The sequence below is a fragment of the Shewanella morhuae genome, assembly GCF_003028295.1.
GTDB lineage: Bacteria > Pseudomonadota > Gammaproteobacteria > Enterobacterales > Shewanellaceae > Shewanella > Shewanella morhuae.
In genome coordinates this window covers 361,313-380,455 of sequence record NZ_PYSG01000003.1, presented here as the reverse complement: position 1 = coordinate 380,455, position 19,143 = coordinate 361,313, and the positions used below count along the sequence as shown (strand labels likewise).

Below are 19,143 nucleotides of genomic sequence, written 5' to 3'. Positions count from 1 at the left end.
AAAAACTAACTTCTACTAAGACCACGATACCTATCTTGCCTTAACATTTGAGCACATTTATTTAATTCATCAAAATCACTTAAGGGTATTCCTTCCGCTTCACAGATAACCTTATCTACTACTTTTTGAGCTTCTACTACCCTCCCTTCAGCAACCAATGCGTCTATCTTAGGTGTTATATGCGAGAGTGCTTTAATTACTTTCGCGCTAGTAAAGATAGAAATATTCTTTGCCGCTGTAGGCTCAAGTTTCAAGACACCAGAACCATATGATCTCCCTACTAATTCTGCAGAAAGTTGAGAGTAAGATGATAAGAAAGATGCTGCAATAGCCTTTTTCTCTGTGTAGCTCATGTTATTTGTAAAGAACACCCGATGAATAGAGTTAGTACAATTAATATTTGAAGTATTAATGACCAATCTAGGCCCTTTATCTAACATATATGAAAGAAATCCATCAGGATACCGACCATCATCTGGATAATACCAATTCACTCTTTTTGCAAAAGTTCTATTAGTCTTACGTTTATTTCGGTCAAATTTTGCTAAATAACTTCTGACTGAAGAATTTTTCACCTGCAAATTCTCAGGGCATACAAGTAGACATTTGTGACCCTCTTGAACTATTCGGTTATGTCTAGCTGGAGTATGAATAATCCCTTTTAATTGCGAAAAACGCCCAATTACAGGTCGTAAATCTCTTTGCTCAAGGTTCAGATCGTTTGTTTCTTTCTCGCTAAGAACAAATTTCTTATTGTCACCAGTCACCATCCCTATAACGACGTTTGATATTTCTCCCATTCGTTGAGTTAAGTGACTTTGTTCCAATCTATTCATAAGTGTTATGACTGCTGAAGTCATTAAAGAGTATTTATAGTTTTCAGGAAAAAATTGTTGCAACTCGCTACTAACTGTCACTTTTTCTTTAAGTGAACTCAAATCCTCAGCAACAGAGTACTGAATGATTGCACTATCCCTAGGCTGATTGTTGAAACCATCAGCTAATAAAACAACGGATATTTCATCTGCTCCTGATGACTGAAAAAATCTTTGGTTGAGTTTTATCACCTTAAGACTCTCAAAGTGTTTTTTATATATTGAAAGCAAAGCTTTTGCATAATCAGCATGAAGCACACTACTGGGTAGCACCCAAGCTACTCGTGCATTTCTTTTAAGAAAAGATAGAGAATGAAGCAGAAAAAAAGCCCACAGACTCGCATTACTTCCTATTGTTTCATCTGCATAAGGGGATTCTCTCAGAATTTTTTTGCAACTAGCCCGCTGATGTTCAGACATATTATGCATAGAAACGTAAGGTGGATTACCAATGACAACATCAAACTCAACACAACCAAAGTCTTGCGTTGTTGTTTGAATAAAATCTTTGCAGATAAAACGATTGCTAATACTTGCAATTTTACCTAATTTATCAAATAGAAAGTCAAATGCTTTCAGGTCAATATCAGCCCCGTAAAGTTGGTTGTTTGGAGCTTCGCACTCTAATAATCTCAGCGTATTGACACTAGTTTCTAAAAAACCACATCCCCCGAAACTAGGCTCTAAAACAACCTCATCAGGGGCACGAATAGCCCAATCACACAACACTTGGCTTAAGTTGTTAGGTGTGTAATAGGCGCCTAAGGCTTTACGTTCAGCTTTTGAATGAGTAGACATAGTGTTGTTAAAAATACAGTTATTTAGTGTCTTATATCGATATTGTACCACTGGGTCAATGATAAACGGGCATCGATAACAAAATAGACTAAGGCACTCAGTATCGATAGCTGATAAGTCTATCGATAAACATTAGTTATGTAAGGGATTCAAAAAACCTATCACTCCATTTCACAACCTCTTTTTCGCTTAAGGCTCCTCCTTTACCAGACTTCTGATGCGGAACCCAAAAGTGATTTTCATTACCAACTAAAGCATTCAGATGCTCCTTAGGCCAAGACAAGGAAGCCTTTAGCAGTTGTTTTTCTATCTCATGTAGGTGTGACTCTATGTCACCAATTGCGCTGGCACGGATTACTTTTGTAGACAACGCCTTACTGGAATCAGATGTATCAACCTCCAATAGGTAATAACCACTTGTTTCTACAGTGATATGAGTGACCGACAAGCATCTAGGGTTACCGTCCGTTTCCAGAATATGCCTTTTGCATTTGCCAACCGCGGGCAGCTTTCTGAGCGGGTACTTTACGACCTCGCAGCCGTGCTTCTCCTCGAGTAAGTTAAGCATTTGGAAATAGCTATCGAACTTATTCAGATACAAGTGAGCATCGTCCGTTTGCTCGTTCAAATTATCCCATTCAGCACTCGGCAGATCACCGTTTGGTCCCTGCTCTTCAGTACTGACATCGCTAGAAGCTTTACTTGGTTCCTCTGTATCTTTTTGGCCGCGGCCCACAGACTTTCTTTTCTTGCTGACCTTAGATGTTTGCACTGCTCGGTCAAACTCAAACTCCGTAGTATTTTCGCTTATCATGACAGGCTTATTATCACGACTTCCCTCTGCGGTTTCGTCGATATCATGATTAGGTGGGCGATCAGCTCCTGTTCTGGCTGCTCGGCCCTGTCCGTTTACTTGGGAATAAAATTTGGGGCTGAAAAATTCGATATGTTCCGGCAGATCAGTAGGTATATTTAAAATGCTGGATATTTCATAGACAAACAGAGTATTAGTCTTGAGATCAAAATGCCCCTTCAGTTTCAACTTAGCTCCTTTTAGCGCTGGAGGGTCAAACCTAAAGGCCCAACGCCGGTATTGCCCCACATCGAATCCATCGTTCAATTGGTAATTGCCGATACTCTCATATGAAGACCTAGAATCTTTGTCCATCAGCAACCAAGCGATTAATCGACGATAACCATAATCATTGAATAACTCCCAGTTTCCAGAAAAGGTTTCCAGTACATTGATGATGGTCTTATCACCATCTTGCTCAAGGGAAAACTCATTACTCAATAGATCGTGAACCACCGAAGCACGGGCTAAATAGGCATTATGGAAGAATAGTGCTCGCGCCAACTCAAACTGAGGTAGGTACACCCTAGTTCCGTCAGTCAGTTGAAACACAAAACAGTATTGACCCAATTCCTTGGGTAATCGTCTTTCAAGAGCAGGACAATTTTCGAGCTTATCAACTTGCCAATTACTGGTTGTAGAGATTTCAATCGTCTTTTGAAAATCTTTACGATAATAATCTTTGGTCGGATTGATTATGTACTTACGTATAAGGATAGGTGCATTAGAGAGGATAATTGCATCAGGGCCGTTATCTTTACTTGGATAAATACTGAGGTTAATTCCCCATTGTTTACTATCCTTTTTACGGAATAGATCACCGATACCATTGATCCAAGTATCGTCTTTAAATCCCTTAAGATGCGTAGTACCGTTCAAATCCCAATAATTTCCTTTAGAAATAGGCTTGCTTGTTCGGTGAGGCGTTCTTCGCTAAGTCCTGATTTTCTCAAAACTTGCCAGCGTTTGAGCGGCTCGTCATCCAACATAAGAGATATAACTGTTCCGGTTATTCTTCTTATTTGATATTCAAAGATATTTTCACAATAACGATCAAAAAACAATCTGCACAAGGGAAGTAATTTCAAGTGTTTTTCAATACTAGCCTTATGATCAAGCTGGTTTAGATACCAGTTTATTGAACGTCTGGGCATATCCTGCAGTAACTCGCTCGATTCACGAATGCGTATCAGCTTTTTAACTGTATCTCGATCTCGTCTCTGCCAGTCAACTTTTGCTTTATGTTTTGGTTGCGGCATTTTATTAACCTGATTTGTTTTGAGTAACCAATCTCTGTCACGACGATAAAGCCAAGCGTAAAGATCATCAAAACCATTGAGGCGTGCTTGCTTGGTTCCTTGTATTTCTATGGCTTTTCGCCATCGATTGCGACATTCATTCAGTAAATGTTTATCTGTTCCACTAAGTATCTTGCTCGATTTTTTCTTATCTGGCTTGAGCCGCATAACAGTATCGATGACACTTGCCAGCTTCCATCTAGGTTCTAAGAAGGCATGAAGTACAACTAAATGCTCTAAGTAGCTAACAGCCTTACGGTGTTTACGAAATATACTTTTAAGCCAATTAGCTTCGTTGTCATTTGGCATTAGCCCGTATCGGGAAAGCCAGTTTGCGCCCCAAAATCTAAGGACTTTGTCACGGATAAGGTCATGACGTATAAAAGAGCCACGAGTGAATAAGTGGTTAGCTGCTAGATTGGCGTACCAAAGACTCCATTGAGAAAACTCTGGTGCAAGCACAACACCTAGGTTCAATAAGTCATTAATACTTTCAGCAAGCAAGTTGTATTGCCATTCACCTTGAAGCTGTTCAACCTGAGGGCAAATAGTCAAATCAGCGGCTAAAAACTCATGCCTATGCACATCGTGGCGAAATATTTGTGAATCTATGAGCTTGCCATGAACAAGGCAAATTTCGGAACCAGCAACTTGCCAATCGCGCCGCCAATAGCATTCTCCATGTTTGCTTAACTGCTCGATCATACAGGCTGGACAATATCTTAAGTATTTAGGCTGTCTTATACGCGAAGCCACCACCCCGACCGAGAGATGAACAGAACTTTTACTGTTTGCCGTAAGCTCCTTAACTAGAGCTATCCGTTTTATTTCGCCTACGAAAGGTGCATACAAAGGAAAAAGAGTATTTCGATAGAGCAAATCGAGCGGTGTAATCTCAAGTTCTTCAGGATAGAGTGCTGCGATATGTTGTAGGTGCGATGGCAAATCTGACGAAGCAATGATCTTAGTATCACCGAATACTTCAAATAACAGCTCCTTTGGCGAAGCTATACCACTGTGGATCCCATGCCTCGCAATAGTGCTGTACAGCAGTTCATCGCGATAAGGCAAAGGAAAGCCCAACATATCAACCTACTTTCTTCAGCCACTTAGGCACGTCGAACAATTCTTTACCGTATTTCAACTCTTCGTAAAGCCGCCCTTTGCCAGCCTGAGAGAATTTGAACCTCAAATCTTCGGAAGGCAGTGTATGCCAATCCGAGAGCTTAATAGTCTGAGTTTTGACCTTTTTAGGAGGTTCGGAAGGCTTCGAATACCAGTCCAGAATAATTCCGCTTAGCTCAGGAAGAGACAAATTGGGATGCTGCTTGAAAGCATTAACAATCAGTGGCTGCAACAATGCTGAGTCGCATCCCATAGCCTGTAACATGGTATACAGCCGCATAGCTTTCTCATCACCGGCAAAGGCCGCTTCATTTTCTTTTTCGCCCTGCCGCTCTTCAATTAGTCTCCTTAGCTCAATAAGGCGCTTATCAATCCCAGGTAACTGTAAATCTGAATATTTAACGATAAGCTGAGGATCATCTCTACGTAAAGCGTCCAACATGGGATGTACTGGCTTTAACTCTTGCTCATATACGGTCTGCAACAATTTAGTGGTGATCCGTTCCAACCCCGTAGATATAGCTCGCATCTGTGCAAGCACGAATATTTTCACGACTATATCGATTACTCCCTGCGACAAATCAAACCAGCAATCGCGAATTTCATCACTCAACACCTCATCACGATTGCTCAACCACTGGTATTGCCAAAGCTTATCAGTAAATGCCTGCCATTCGGTTCTTCTCGATTTTCCCGTCTTAGGATCCGCTTTAACTAAACCTTGTTGCATAGGCTCCCAAAACAGCGAACCGAACCCAGCACTGCGTCGACCAGCCTGAAGCTCCATTTCAAATATAGGCCTAGCCTTGGGTGTGCCGACCATCACAACTGGCACCCCAACCACGTTTACAAGCGCAACGAAAAACTCCAGCATCGCTTCTTTGCTTATCGAACGCTTCAACGTTAACCGTTGAATTTCATCTATGACTAAAACACCTATTGCCCGCTGTGTTGCCACCTGTCCCATAAGAGAAAGCAGGACTTCAGTACTATGGCGTTTGCGTGCATACTTTTCTTCATATCCAGTATGGAGGGTACGATCAACTTCGCGGAAGAAATTTAGGCATAAACTCTTCAACGAGCCATCTGACGGGCATTCGATTCTCAGATAGGGCATCTGAATGAAGTTATATTTTTGATGATAAATGACTTGCGGATAAGTCGCGAGAATACGATTAATGGTCGAACTCTTGCCGCTACCAGAACAGCCAATCAATGACATGCTCTTTGCCGTCGAGTTCGATTGTGTAAAACGAAAATCGTTCGTAGCTCCTGACATAATCCTTTGGTAGCCTTCCTGCATCTTCTTATTCAGGGAACCGTCCGCTATATTACGCCCCACATAACCACCGCGGATCATGACCGATATCTTCTCCTCTAACTGCTTGTGAATAGACAGTGGCTGGAAAAAATCATCGAGTAGTGCACTAATCTCGTGAGCACGTATATGCCCTTTTACATAACAGTCTTTAGGGTTGAACTCCACCTTACCTGTTAGCTTGACCTTGAGGTCTTGTAAATCCATTATAGGCGGCAGAGCCTCAATCAGCGGATTACCGCGATAGCGTTCGAGACCAGGATCGATGTAAACGGCATCGACAAAGTTATCTGGTAATGACATCAGTCATCCTCCCCAAACAGTTCATCGATATAATCGGGATAATCCAAGTCCGGCTCAGGGTTTACAAGGTGGATCACCTTACCAGGTTTTCTATTATCCTTTGTAACGGGATTGTGCGCCTTCTCAGTTCTCTCCCTGGCCTTTTCTTCCCGCTTATTCTCGTTGATAGAACGTATCCGCTCTGCATTGGAGATCCCCGAAGTATCAGGTGCAGTCTTTTCCGCTTGAGCTATCTTATCGATGACAAATTGCTCATGTTGCCGTTTCTTTGCCTTCGACTGCACACGAGCTTGCCCAGTCGTCATTTTCTGTTCATCACGAAGTTGCCAGACATCCCAAAACGAGGCGCCTTGAAACTCTCTTGATCGGTCAGCCAAGTTGCATACCCAATACTTGTTATTACCCCTTTCCGGAAAAAGGTAAATTCTATCGGCAACTAGTGGATCGTAAGCCGCTTCCATATTGGCTGGACGCTTCACATCCTTCCCTCTATGCGTCCAACCCAACTGCAGCAGTTCAGAAGACGTATAGTAAATACCGAATAGGCAAACTCCCAACTCAGACAAAGTAGCCGTTTTTCTTGGCAAAAGGGCGATACGAAGCGCATCTTCATCAGCTTGGTGCAAGCGTCCTGTTCGGTGCTGTAAACCCCAGTTCCACAAGTGAATAGGGGTTGTAGGCAGATCAGTCGGCATATCTGAATCTCTGTCATACTTTTCAAGTACTGCGTACCGATTATGATAAAGCACTGATGAGATAATGATCTGAGAAAACTCTTTTACTGTTAGCTTCGCGTCTAGCCGATAGTCGTTTCCACCGCGCTTTTTTACCATAGTACCCGAGACATAACCAGGCACAAACGGACCAAAGGAAGCCTGAATAGTTTTGAAATTACGTTCAACAATACCTTTTGCATCACCTCGGTAGGGCGGCGTATTTTCTATTCTGACTGCAAAACTGCTCTCCAGATTCTCAATCTGATGACCCAGTAACTCACCTCTATCAGCTAGAATGGCATCCGGTAGACCTACACTAGGCCAATCATCCGATTCAATATCAAAACCTAACTCTTTGCAGTACGACGTTTTATCGGTAGCGGCCATAAACAAAGCCTGCATAGCTGCAGCATAGGAGGCATTTTCAAAACCAATATAGAAACCAACAATCATTCGGCTGAAGACATCAATAACCATATAAACAACGGGACGGCCAACGATGTTTGCCCTCTCACTATCTGATACAAGATAAAGATCAGCTATGGTGGCATCTATCTCGTAACGAGATCCTGGTCCAAGCACTTGAGTATTGGCAGTACTATGAAGGGGCCTGATATCTTTATTATATTCAACGTTCGACACACGCTTTCTTAGCTTTTCAGGTTGAGAATACTCGCGCTTGTAGAAGTGCATCATCTGCCAGTTACTGGGCAATTCTTCTTGAGGCGTATCAGGAAAATAATTTAAATACAGAGTCTCGAAACGACGATGAGCATAAGGGAACGAATGGCCCTTATCTTTCAAGAGATAACGGTCAATTGCGATACGAAAAAGACGTTCAATAAATTCATCAATTTTAGCCCCGGTTCCTGGCTCATATTTACGCGGACGCCCAAGCTTTTTATCCTTGGCCACCCGGCGTTTACCCTTGCCACCGGAATTTTTATAATCAGGTAATAGAGCGTTCGGCGTCTGCCCACGCTGCCAGTAACGACGCGCCAACCGATATAACGTCTGTTTAGTTGAACCATGCTCAACAAGGATGCCTTTGATAACCGCCCCGCGGCTTTGAGGTCTATAAAAGTCTGGTAGAGCAAGCAATGGTTTAATTAATACGTAGTTTGTATCGCGCTTGGTTCTAGCAACACTACCTTCAATAGGTGTTTCAAAGGAAAGTTCTTTATACGGATCATTTATACGTTCAAGATTTTCCTGATCAATTGCCCTTATCAGTTCGCTCGTCAATATTAATTCAGGAAAAGCAGTTGCGTCATCGATATCTATCCATACCAAATACTCGCCGAGTTGCTGCAGAACTCGATATCTGTGCTCACCAAACTTAAGAACCTCATTGATTCGAAACAAGGTATGCCTCCCTGATAAAACCTAGCTCTCCAGCGTTCAAATCACACGCCTTGAGTTTGGTGGTCGGAATGAAGATATCGAAGGAGAAATAACGCTTGGCTAGCAAGCATCTTACTTCGTAAAGCGATTCGCCGAGCGGCAACTCATAGGCCGCATCCAACTCCTTGCACAAAGCTAGTACAGTCTTATTCGGGTTCTTTTTGAAATGATGGGCATAGAATTCGATCTGCTGCAGTGCCAGCTCAGCGTCCAGAGCTTCTTCCCTTTGTGCCGAATAGAGCCATTTGATGTTGCTAGTCACCACATCAGGCACGTCTTGTTCTGTGATCAGATACCAAGGCAAGGTTTTCTCCTGCCAATAGAGACGTTCGAGTTCAACTTTTTCGACAGTTCTCACATCACTCAAAGCCGAGGAATGCTTTGCCTGCAATACAAACCTTGGCTCTTCCTCATCGGTAGAATCGACCAAAAAATCCGACGACATATACTGATCAACGCCTGCGATGTTTGGATGTTTGATCCCAGCGTCGCTCGCCAGTTGGCGGGTGATATCGCGCTCAAGCGGAAATTGCTCGCGGATCTGGGAGACTTCGCAGTGCCACTCCAGCATAAGAAATACCGAAAGTTCTATATCAGAAAAAAGGTGATGGGTTCTTTGCGATTTGTGGCCAAATACACGATGAACACGCCCTAAAGATGGAAAATCCCTAACGGTTAACCAAGGTTTGTAGTCTGCATGCAGGCCACTACCTCGACCTTCCTTTATCCATTTGGCAAATTGCTGCTCTGAGCAGCCCTTTAATCGTGAAGCCATAAAAAAACCACCGATATTAGCTCGTTAATCGAGCATAATGACGATGGTTTTAGTATGCAACTTTATTAACTCTCTTTTTTAGAGCTGATGACCTTATAGTACTATCAACCTAAACGGTAATATTGGTGCTTTCTTTTTGAGTTATGCTTCCAACTTTTTGCTACATCAAAGACATGAGAAGGGTAATCATCCCAAGAATCTGCTAGCAGTTTCCCACGAGCTGCACGAAGTTTAACTGGATACCCCTTGCATTCAATCAAATGCATGAAGTAAAAACTTTTTTCTTGTTTAGTACTAAAATATTTATGGAAACCGCTACGAATAGTGGGATATCGCCACCATAAATATTTTGAATGTTCCTCATTAATAGTCTGTATGTAATGTGATTTTAGCTTTTTCATACACCCTCCAGGTTTACGTTACCTAGAAGGGGTCCTCTTCAAAATAGTTCATATATTCACTCTCACTTATATAAGATGTAAATCAGGCCTAATCCCAATCACAGTTTGGCCCCCCAAGCTCCAAACCAACTGGACCACCTAAAGCACCTTGCAACTTTCGCTTTTTGCACCAAGCAATCGCAATTTTATCAAACACATCTGCTGGTATTTCAGCGTCCAGCCTTCCGAAAAATTTACCTTCAGCATTCGACTCATAAATTATTTTAAAATCAATAGGATTGGTTATTTCAATAACAGCGGGATTGTCATTATCCTTGTCGAAGGTAATTTCCTGATAAAGCCCAAACAGCTCATTATCTTGATAAATCCACTCTTTGGTACTCATATATCAATACCTCACTAATCGATTTTTTATGAGTGTAACACCAATTTATCAAAGTGAATCGTCATAGATATAATAGCAGACGCTTTTTCGCGTTCCCAAAATTTGGCCAACTTGGAAACACTTTGCAGCTCCCTAGTAATTTACAACTGACAAAGTTTGGGACAAAAGCGTGCTACGTTTTTCGGATAAACAAAAATAATCCTAAGCGCTGAATCGTGGGCAGTGATGTGCTTAAGGATGTAACGCTTGGCTTGAGGCTTTACCTTTACATCATTTGCCGCTGTTGTGCTACTTTTTTAACTCGAACATGCCATCCCATCGACCACTTATGCCACTGTATTGACGACGAAATTCTTTGGTAGATGTGAGCCATACATCGGGCGCAATAACTAATTCATTGAGCAGTTTGGGCCGTTGATTATCGATATAGCCTTTTTTATCAAGGCGAATGGCGTGACCCGTCCAATCAATGAGTTCGAGATAGTCGGTAAAATAAAACGGAATGCCCTCTTGCTCATTCAGGCGTGCTGGACCAAGGATTTGTAGGGAATATGAGCTTGATTGGTTGAGGAGTCTGTTTGTAAGGTTGAGATAGTTAATGGGCGATTGAGTGAGTTTAACGAGTTAATTCGCTCCTGAATCGATGTAAAATCAGAGGATTGAAAAGAGTCGGCGATACCAGCTCGAATGGGGTTTAAATCTACGTACATCATACAAGCCAGTAAAGCTTACTCATCTAGCAGAGCTTGGGATTTGAAGCGACCTTCCCAAAAGGCGCCTTTGCATTCATCTTCACGATTTACTTTACGGGTAAATTTTTCATTAAAACAGTTCGTTGCTCTTTCTTTGTTGCTAACAAAAACAAAAATATATAAGGTATTTTTTATAGCAATCCTGCTCAATAAAACTGTTTTATAGGCCTTAGAGAACAAATATGAAAAGAAAATTTGTAACTGAATATGCTTATGGATACATGAATAGTTTAACATTTATGACTCCAGCACACCAACTGTTGGGCGATAATAAAGTAAGCCCCGCTCAAGAAGAGCAACTTGCCAAGTGTAATATATATATAATAGCTATGCGTCCAACCCCTTACTTTGACCCCTCTACACTAAAACATGAAAACAATATATTTTCTGGAACACTTTGCTATAAGGTAGATGGTGAAGAAAGAAGAGTGGAGGTTAATAACTATTATTGGAAAATTGACAAAGGCGCTACAATTGAATGTTCTTATCCCCATAGAGAAGTAATATATCGATTATCGAATGGAACTGTAGGAGAATACTACCTGCCTGCTACCATACTGGCTTGCCAGTATGATCATGAAGATAATACGTTGAATGATTATGAAGTACTTTATGTTGGACAGGCGATTGGAAACAAAGCAAATCGTTCTGCTTTTGATAGGTTGAAGAGTCATTCGACTTTTCAGAAAATATTAGCTTTAACAGCGCAAGAATATCCTGATAATGAGATTGTGGTATTTATGTATGAGTTCGAAAATGGTCAGGTGTTCTCGTCTATGGATGGGATGGCAAAGGATGCTAATAATACACAGGAAAATGAGAGACGTCTCTTTAATGCCGTTAGTAACCCACCGAATAAGAAACAAAAAATAGGGCTAATTGAAGCAGGTCTAATTAGATACTTTGAGCCTAAGTACAACGAAATATTTAAGACTAAGTTTCCTTCATCGAAACATAAAGTACTACAGTCATGTAGAGATTTGGATGCAACAGGGCTAATAGTCGAGTTAGATTCAAGCGATTTAAGATGCCGTTTATTTTCACCTTCAGTAGTAGCCAAAGAGCATCATATTGCTAATTTTGATTTGGTATCACAAGAAAAAAGAATGTCATTTTTTAATTCGACAAGATTCACCAGTTTACCAAATGTAATTTCAGGAAGTTAAGTTAGCGGCTGGCCAAGTAAAACTATACACTTCAAAAGAACTGAATCATGCTCGCCTCTGGTTCGCTTTGGGGCAAAATCTTTTAGCTGAACGAACCGCTAGAGGGATAGTTAGAATTGGCATTGTTGTACCAGTGACCTTCTAAAACATCGAAGTTTTACAGGGACGAGTTAATGGTGCGTCACTAGGAAAACTATGATAATTAATCCAGAACACCTGACCACAAAGTCATCTTACTTAGGGATATAAACATTTTAGAAAAGGCAGCGTACAGATTAGAACGCTGCCTTTTAGTATGACACTTTAATACTCAGTATGATACTTTATTGCTTGGTATGAGATTTTATTACTCTCCCACAGGCGGTTTTTATTTATAAACAATATTTATTCGACAGTTACAGACTTTGCTAGATTACGTGGTTGATCTACGTCAGTACCTTTAATTAATGCAACGTGGTATGACAATAGCTGTAATGGAATGGTGTAAATCAGCGGTGCCATAAAGATGTCACAATGTGGCACGGGGATCACTTTCATCGTGTCGTCCGACTCGAACTCGGCATCCACGTCGGCAAATACATACATTAAGCCACCACGAGCACGCACTTCTTCGACATTCGATTTAAGCTTTTCTAACAACTCATTGTTTGGCGCAACCACAATTACTGGCATATCGGCATCAATAAGCGCTAATGGGCCGTGTTTTAATTCGCCAGAGGCATAGGCTTCAGCATGAATGTAAGAAATCTCTTTCAGCTTTAACGCGCCTTCCATCGCAATCGGGTATTGATCGCCACGGCCAAGGAATAACGCATGGTGTTTATCGGCAAAATCCTCAGCCAGTTCAGCAATCGCAGCATCTAAGCCTAAAGCTTGTTCCACTTTAGCTGGCATAGATTGTAGGCTTTGAGTGATGTCAGCCTGCATTTGCTCAGACATACCATTGTGGCGACCGATCACCGCAGTCAACATTAATAAACCAGCAAGCTGTACCGTGAACGCTTTAGTGGATGCAACACCAATCTCGGCGCCAGCTTTCATCATGTAAGCCATGTCTGATTCACGTACTAGTGAAGAACCTGGCGCATTACAAATCGTCAATGTGGCTTTGTAACCCATTGCTTTTGCTAAGCGCATGGCCGCTAAGGTATCGGCAGTTTCACCAGACTGTGAAATCGTCACCAACAGGCTATTTGGGAATAAGTGCGACTTGCGATAACGGAACTCAGAGGCAATTTCGACGTTACAAGATACGCCAGCCCAATCTTCTAACCAGTAACGCGCCGCCATGCCCGCATGGTAGCTAGTACCACAGGCGATGATTTGTACGTGTTTGATATCTTTTAAAAACTCAGCAGCATTATCACCAAAAGCCGTGTCTAATACTTGCTTATTAGCAATGCGGCCTTCGATGGTGCGTGTCAGTGCCAATGGTTGCTCGTAAATCTCTTTTAACATGTAATGGCGATATTCACCTTTATCACCGGCATCGTGTGTCACTTCAGACTCTTTCACTTCACGCTCAACTGCGTTACCGTTTAAGTCGAAAATGCTTACACTGCGGCGAGTGATTTCGGCCACATCACCTTCTTCTAAGAATGCGAATGAGCGAGTCACAGGTAATAGCGCCAGTTGATCAGAGGCGACAAAGTTTTCACCTAGACCAAAACCAATCACTAAAGGACTACCTGATCGAGCTACAATCAAGCGTTCACTGTCGCGGCGATCGAGCACAACAGTGCCATAGGCGCCTTCGAGTTGTTTAACTGTAGCTTGCACGGCAGAAAGCAAAGTGCTGTTAGTTTTCAGCTCATGGTGTACCAAGTGACAAATTACTTCGGTATCTGTATCTGAACTGAAGTGATAGCCTAAACCTTTAAGCATCTCGCGCAGTTTATTATGGTTTTCAATAATACCATTATGCACCACCGCGATATCACCTTCCGATAAATGCGGATGAGCATTACGCTCACTAGGTTCACCGTGGGTTGCCCAGCGAGTGTGCGCGATACCTGTTCCGCCCGCTAATGGATCGGTTTCAAGTGCAGCTGACAGCTCTTGTACTTTGCCAACGCGTCGTGTGCGATTGAGTTCACCATTGTGAATAACGGCAACGCCTGCGGAATCATATCCGCGATATTCTAAGCGGCGTAAGCCTTCTACCAGAATTTCAGCCACATCCCTTTGCGCTACAGCGCCTACGATTCCACACATAGTCTTTACCTATAAATTAAAAATGAAGTTGTTAAGCTATTTTGTACTCACTCGTGAGCGTAGGGCGCTAACAGCACTAGTACGCCCTGATTTGAAATTTGTGTTAGCGTGCTCTCGTCGATACGATCGTCAGTGACCAACACACTAACTTTGGCCCACGGCAACTCTAAGTTGGGGATCCGTTTGCCTATTTTGTCTGAATCGACCATAACGATCACTTCACGGGAAACTTCAGCCATGACTTTGCTTAGGCCAGTTAACTCGTTAAAGGTGGTGGTGCCACGCTTAAGATCGATACCATCGGCACCGATAAACAGTTGGTCAAAGTTATATGAGCGCAACACTTGCTCGGCGACTTGGCCTTGAAAGGATTCTGAATGCGGGTCCCAAGTTCCACCGGTCATCAATAAAGTTGGCTCGTTTTCGAGTTCATGGATGGCATTGGCAAGGTGCAGCGCATTGGTCATGACCACCAGCCCACGCTTATCGTTCAGTTGTTCAATTAAACCTGAGGTGGTCGTGCCGCTATCGATAATGATGCGATTGTGATCTTTAATCAGCTGCGCTGCGGTTTTCGCAATAGATAATTTATTGGGCGCTATTTTGGCAGAAAACTGTTGGGTGACTTCATCGGGAATCGCCACTGCGCCACCATAACGGCGCAGTAATAGGCCCGTTTTTTCAAGCGTGGCAAGATCTTTACGAATGGTGACTTCTGAGGTTTCAAATCTTAACGATAACTCATCAACGCTCACTTCACCTTGCTCATTTAATATGGTGATAATACTGTGGCGACGTTGTTGTGTGTTTCGTTTATTCATAAAATCTTTCAATTAAGTTTCGATTCGAAAGATGCATTATAATGAAATCGCATTTTTTTACTAGCTTTTTGAAGTGCTATTTCATGCAAAATAGCGCATTTTTCAATCTGAATACCCCAAATTTAGACCAGAGCATACCAACAAAAAAGCCGCTTCCATTAAGGAAGCGGCCTTCATAAGGCTAAATCGGAATAAATATTAGAACTTGGCTTCAACAGCAACGCTAAAGTTACGATCTTGACCGATGGTGACCATTTTATCGCTGCCACCGTCTAAATATTCAGTATCGAATAGGTTTCTAACGTTAGCACGCAGGCTCACATCTTTACCCATGATATCCATAGTGTAGGCGGCACCGATATCAAAACGCACATAACCATCTTTAGTAATGCTGTTATCTGTATTAGCGAAGCGTTCACCAACATAAATGGCACCAAAGTTAAAGGCTAATGCATCTGATAATTCATAACGAGTCCAGATATTAGCCGACCACTCAGGGGCATCAATAGGTGTTTTACCATCTTTGGCATCACCCGTTTGGTATTCAGCATCTAAATACATCATTGATGAAGTCACAAACCAACTATCACCTAACTGACCTTGAGCACCCATTTCAAAACCACGATGCTTTTGCTCGCCGCCTTGCGTTGTAATATCAGTATAATCACCTATTGGTGTGGATAATTTCTCTGAAATTGTGATGTTTTCAAGTGTGATATCAAACACAGCTGCAGTTAACAGTAATCTGTCGTCAAACAATTCCCACTTAGTACCCACTTCATACTGAATACCGTATTCAGGCTGTAAATTTAGATCGTTATTGACATCGAATTCGTTATTAACAGCACCTTGTGGTGTGAAACTTTTTGAATAGTTAACGTAGATATTGCCATTAGCCATTGGCGAGTAAATTACGCCAAACTTAGGCGACACGGCATAACTGTTTTCACCCTCACCGTCTTTCTTTTGTTCGTCGTAACGTACGCCAGCAAGTAGTTTCCATTGATCATTGAGCGTCATTAAATCCTGCAGATAGAAACCATAATACTTATAGGTACTCGCATCGCCTTTAGGCTTTGAATGATAATCCAGATCTGGTTTAACAACAGGCTGACCAGGCGTTACAATTTGGGTTGCACCACGATGAATTTGCTGTTGATAGAAATAATCTACATAGTTAGCACCTATCAGCAGTTGATGTTCCATACCTGCCAGAGCAAATTCACCGGTGAAATCAACATAAGCAGTTTTATGTTGCCAATCATCGTAACGGTCAAATGGCTTAATGCTATAACCATCGGTGAATGGATCGACTGTATATTGCGGTGCGGAATCAAAACGCTGGCGATCAAACTGTTGATCGTTATAACCGCCTTTAACTTTCCAGTTATCACTCATGTGCCAAGTTAAATCTGCACCTAAGTTCGACACAGTATTATCGGTAAAAGCCCAAGGAGCATCCCAAACGGTTTTACGATTGCCGACAACATTACCTTGTTTATCTAACCAACCACCGGCATCAATACCGGCTTTATCTTGAGTATGATCGTATTTAACCGACAGCAGTACATCATCGCTTAGGTCAAATTCCACATTGAGATAGCCTAACCAACGGTCGCGCTCTTGATTCTCATCATTAGCGGAATATTCACGCCAGTATTTTGTATCTTGCTTAACCAACACAGTACGATAACGAATACTTTGTGCTTCATTTATACTACCACCCGCGTCTAGCTGAGCACGAGTAGAACCGTAACCATCGGTATCAAATCCTAAATCGAGCATAGAATCGTAGGTTGGCTTTTTAGTGACCATATTCACTAAGCCACCAGGGCCAGATTGACCATACAACATACTCGAAGGGCCTTTTAAGACTTCGACCTGCTGTAAGGTTTCGATAGGCTGTACATAGTGAGACCATTGCTGGTGGCCATTAATAAGGTAACCATTGCCAGAATCTAATTCGAAACCACGGATGCTAAAAACTTGACGGTTCCAGCGTGTTGTTCCCGCTGTAACACTTGAATCATTAACTAACACTTCAGCAAGGTTAGTGGCTAGTTGTTCATCGGTCACAAAGTCTGGGATCACATTGACTGATTGCGGCGTATCCATTAAGTCAATATCACCGCGCATAGCACCAGAGGCTGTACCAACTTTATAATCATTAAAAGTGCGGCCAGTGACATTAATTCGTTCAATATTTTCTGCTTTTAGACTTTTATCTGCAGCGGCATCTTCTGCCAAAACAGGCATAGCACTGAGTGCTGCCCATACTGCTAAACCTACACCTGAATACTTAAATGTCATTGCCAACACCTCTAATTAATTTGAAGCCTCATAAATTGCAGGCAATATAAATGAGAAGTGTTTTTATTTATAGTTCTTTACATGAATTTACAATTGCGTGTGATCTATATCTAACTTATTGAAAAACAACAAAACCTTTAACACACCAACATTAATCAGACCTTAAATAAGCGCGGGTAATTCTCTTATTTAAGCAAAGTAAAATCTAAAAAATAAAGCGACATGTAGTCGCTTTTGGGGATTAAGTTTTATAAGTTACTTTTTAATTTTTACTGGACGTTTCCAACCCGTAAGGTGTTTTTGTTTAACACGGGTGATCACTAATTCATTTTCAGCCACATTATGAGTAATAGTAGAACCCGCGCCTAAGGTTGCGCCCTTACCAATAGTGACGGGAGCCACCAGCTGGGTATCAGAACCAACAAAAACATTATCTTCAATTACTGTTAGATGTTTATTTGCGCCATCATAGTTACAGGTAATAGTACCCGCACCAATATTCACACCATCACCTATTATCGCGTCACCTAAATAAGCTAAGTGTCCAGCTTTAGAGCCCACACCAATAATAGCTTTCTTCACTTCAACAAAATTACCAATATGCGCATCTTGTTTAAGCTCAGCGCCTGGGCGTAAACGGGCAAATGGGCCAGCACTGGCTGCAACCCCCAACTTAGCACCTTCAATAATAGAGTAAGGCTTGATCTCTGCGTTATCAGCAATCTCACAGTCAATCAAAATCGCACCAGCGCCAATGCTGACGTTATTGCCCAGCACCACTTTACCTTCAAATACTACGTTTACATCAATCATCACATCCATACCGACTGTGACATCACCACGAATATCTATACGGTTAGGATCGCGAAGGTTTGCTCCTGCTAACATTAACTTTTCCGCTTCACGGGCTTGGTAAGCACGTTCAAGCTGCGCTAATTGCACGCGGTTATTTGCGCCTTCCACTTCAATCGCCGATTGCGGCTGGGCAGTATCAATAGCCACACCATCGCTATGCGCCATTGCAATAATATCAGTTAGATAATATTCGCCTTGAGCATTATTGTTCGACAAGCGGCTAAGCCAGTCTTTAAGTTGCTTACCGGGGGCGACCATAATGCCGGTGTTGATTTCGTTAATAAGTAATTGCTCAGCACTGGCATCTTTTTGTTCGATAATGCCGACGACTTTGCCATCGTCACGTACAATCCGGCCATAACCCATTGGGTTAGTTAGATTCACCGTTAACACAGCAACACCGTTATCAGGTCGTGCAGCCAATAAGTCTATTAATGTTGATTGCTGGATAAGTGGCACATCACCATAAAGAATAAGCACAGTGTCATCGTCACTGATATTCGGGTTAGCCTGCGCCACCGCATGGCCTGTACCTAACTGCTCTGCCTGTAATACCCATTGCACATCCTGCTCACCAAGCGCGGCTTGCAATTTGTCAGCACCATAGCCATAAACTAATTGAATTGCATCACTACCTAAGCTTTTAGCCGTATCAATAACGTGCTGCACCATGCTTTTATGTGCAATCGGGTGTAAGACCTTAGGAAGATCTGAACGCATCCGAGTTCCCTTGCCTGCCGCTAAGATCACTACGTTTAATGCCATTATCATGTC

13 protein-coding genes and 1 pseudogene are annotated in these 19,143 nt (G+C 42.2%); 1 reads left to right on the top strand and 13 read right to left on the bottom strand.

What is annotated here, in order from left to right:
- Positions 1-5: 5 nt before the first annotated feature.
- The 9 genes and pseudogenes from C9I43_RS16330 to C9I43_RS19115 all read right to left on the bottom strand — a co-directional run.
- The gene (locus C9I43_RS16330; protein WP_107884537.1) at positions 6-1,673 is read right to left on the bottom strand and encodes an N-6 DNA methylase; all 1,668 of its coding nucleotides are present in this window, start codon (positions 1,671-1,673) and stop codon (positions 6-8) included.
- A gap of 136 nt (positions 1,674-1,809) precedes the next feature.
- Positions 1,810-3,405 carry a Tn7-like element transposition protein TnsE gene (locus C9I43_RS16325; protein WP_107884535.1) on the bottom strand — a complete coding sequence of 532 codons (1,596 nt, stop codon included), beginning with the start codon at positions 3,403-3,405 and terminating at the stop codon, positions 1,810-1,812.
- Positions 3,402-4,910, bottom strand: coding sequence for a TnsD family Tn7-like transposition protein (locus tag C9I43_RS16320; RefSeq protein ID WP_107884534.1), 1,509 nt, complete (start codon positions 4,908-4,910; stop codon positions 3,402-3,404). The genes C9I43_RS16325 and C9I43_RS16320 overlap by 4 nt, the downstream gene beginning before the upstream one ends.
- Position 4,911: 1 nt before the next feature.
- The gene (locus C9I43_RS16315; RefSeq protein ID WP_107884532.1) at positions 4,912-6,570 is read right to left on the bottom strand and encodes an AAA family ATPase; all 1,659 of its coding nucleotides are present in this window, start codon (positions 6,568-6,570) and stop codon (positions 4,912-4,914) included.
- Complete coding sequence (locus tag C9I43_RS16310; protein WP_107884530.1) at positions 6,570-8,651, bottom strand: TnsB C-terminal domain-containing protein; 2,082 nt, start codon at positions 8,649-8,651, stop codon at positions 6,570-6,572. The genes C9I43_RS16315 and C9I43_RS16310 overlap by 1 nt, the downstream gene beginning before the upstream one ends.
- Positions 8,635-9,465 carry a TnsA endonuclease C-terminal domain-containing protein gene (locus C9I43_RS16305; protein ID WP_107884528.1) on the bottom strand — a complete coding sequence of 277 codons (831 nt, stop codon included), beginning with the start codon at positions 9,463-9,465 and terminating at the stop codon, positions 8,635-8,637. The genes C9I43_RS16310 and C9I43_RS16305 overlap by 17 nt, the downstream gene beginning before the upstream one ends.
- A gap of 104 nt (positions 9,466-9,569) precedes the next feature.
- Complete coding sequence (locus C9I43_RS16300; protein WP_107884526.1) at positions 9,570-9,866, bottom strand: hypothetical protein; 297 nt, start codon at positions 9,864-9,866, stop codon at positions 9,570-9,572.
- 88 nt (positions 9,867-9,954) lie between these two features.
- Complete coding sequence (locus C9I43_RS16295; protein ID WP_107884524.1) at positions 9,955-10,251, bottom strand: hypothetical protein; 297 nt, start codon at positions 10,249-10,251, stop codon at positions 9,955-9,957.
- A 231-nt stretch (positions 10,252-10,482) separates the two neighbouring features.
- Positions 10,483-11,081 (bottom strand): annotated as a pseudogene (locus C9I43_RS19115) (transposase); the annotation flags it as partial.
- A 104-nt stretch (positions 11,082-11,185) separates the two neighbouring features.
- On the opposite strand from C9I43_RS19115, the gene C9I43_RS16285 reads away from it, so the two are divergent.
- Entirely contained in the window at positions 11,186-12,169 is a 984-nt protein-coding gene (locus C9I43_RS16285; protein WP_146157141.1) for a hypothetical protein, read from the top strand.
- Positions 12,170-12,553: 384 nt separating this feature from the next.
- On the opposite strand, the gene glmS is transcribed toward C9I43_RS16285, so the two are convergent.
- The 4 genes from glmS to glmU all read right to left on the bottom strand — a co-directional run bounded on the left by glmS (position 12,554) and on the right by glmU (position 19,134).
- A complete protein-coding gene (gene glmS, locus C9I43_RS16280; protein WP_107884520.1) occupies positions 12,554-14,383 on the bottom strand; it encodes a glutamine--fructose-6-phosphate transaminase (isomerizing) in 1,830 nt (609 codons plus the stop codon).
- Between the two features lie 47 nt (positions 14,384-14,430).
- On the bottom strand, positions 14,431-15,204 hold the full coding sequence (locus tag C9I43_RS16275; RefSeq protein ID WP_107884518.1) for a DeoR/GlpR family DNA-binding transcription regulator: 774 nt from the start codon (positions 15,202-15,204) through the stop codon (positions 14,431-14,433).
- Positions 15,205-15,402: 198 nt separating this feature from the next.
- Complete coding sequence (locus C9I43_RS16270) at positions 15,403-17,514, bottom strand: TonB-dependent siderophore receptor (protein WP_107884517.1); 2,112 nt, start codon at positions 17,512-17,514, stop codon at positions 15,403-15,405.
- Between the two features lie 255 nt (positions 17,515-17,769).
- Positions 17,770-19,134, bottom strand: a complete 1,365-nt coding sequence (gene glmU / locus C9I43_RS16265; protein WP_107884514.1) for a bifunctional UDP-N-acetylglucosamine diphosphorylase/glucosamine-1-phosphate N-acetyltransferase GlmU — start codon at positions 19,132-19,134, stop codon at positions 17,770-17,772.
- Between the last annotated feature and the right edge of the window lie 9 nt (positions 19,135-19,143).

Excerpts from the sequence above, each read along its gene's own strand:
- C9I43_RS16330 (WP_107884537.1), bottom strand. The coding sequence starts at position 1,673 with ATGTCTACTCATTCAAAAGCTGAACGTAAAGCCTTAGGCGCCTATTAC.
- C9I43_RS16320 (WP_107884534.1), bottom strand. The coding sequence starts at position 4,910 with ATGTTGGGCTTTCCTTTGCCTTATCGCGATGAACTGCTGTACAGCACT.
- C9I43_RS16315 (WP_107884532.1), bottom strand. The coding sequence starts at position 6,570 with ATGTCATTACCAGATAACTTTGTCGATGCCGTTTACATCGATCCTGGT.
- C9I43_RS16305 (WP_107884528.1), bottom strand. The coding sequence starts at position 9,465 with ATGGCTTCACGATTAAAGGGCTGCTCAGAGCAGCAATTTGCCAAATGG.
- C9I43_RS16300 (WP_107884526.1), bottom strand. The coding sequence starts at position 9,866 with ATGAAAAAGCTAAAATCACATTACATACAGACTATTAATGAGGAACAT.
- C9I43_RS16295 (WP_107884524.1), bottom strand. The coding sequence starts at position 10,251 with ATGAGTACCAAAGAGTGGATTTATCAAGATAATGAGCTGTTTGGGCTT.
- C9I43_RS16285 (WP_146157141.1), top strand. The coding sequence starts at position 11,186 with ATGAAAAGAAAATTTGTAACTGAATATGCTTATGGATACATGAATAGT.
- glmS (WP_107884520.1), bottom strand. The coding sequence starts at position 14,383 with ATGTGTGGAATCGTAGGCGCTGTAGCGCAAAGGGATGTGGCTGAAATT.
- C9I43_RS16275 (WP_107884518.1), bottom strand. The coding sequence starts at position 15,204 with ATGAATAAACGAAACACACAACAACGTCGCCACAGTATTATCACCATA.
- C9I43_RS16270 (WP_107884517.1), bottom strand. The coding sequence starts at position 17,514 with ATGACATTTAAGTATTCAGGTGTAGGTTTAGCAGTATGGGCAGCACTC.
- glmU (WP_107884514.1), bottom strand. The coding sequence starts at position 19,134 with ATGGCATTAAACGTAGTGATCTTAGCGGCAGGCAAGGGAACTCGGATG.